Consider the following 273-nt stretch of genomic DNA (forward strand, 5'->3'; position numbering starts at 1 on the left):
GGGCGTATCCCCGTAGGGGATGGTGCAAACGGTACATATAATGCTGATTTGCATATGGAATCCAAGGAGCAGCGTAAGGTTGATGCATTTATTGTTTATGCAATTGCAGCCGCTGACCAAGCACTTGCAGATGCTGAGTGGTTTCCCAAGAGTGATGAAGACCAGATTTGCACAGGTGTGTTAATTGGTTCGGGTATTGGTGGCATTGAAGGGATTGTTGAGGCTGGTTATACGCTTCGTGATAAAGGTCCACGGCGTATTTCTCCTTTTTTT

At 46.2% G+C, this 273-nt stretch carries 1 protein-coding gene; it reads left to right on the forward strand.

Translation table 11 applies throughout. The features are described 5' to 3' along the window. Nucleotides 1-273, forward strand: a 273-nt coding sequence (locus ACFINO_RS11205; RefSeq protein ID WP_375655922.1) for a beta-ketoacyl synthase N-terminal-like domain-containing protein, incomplete at both ends; no start/stop codon positions are given.

This window comes from Bartonella sp. AA83SXKL (genome assembly GCF_042196965.1).
GTDB lineage: Bacteria > Pseudomonadota > Alphaproteobacteria > Rhizobiales > Rhizobiaceae > Bartonella.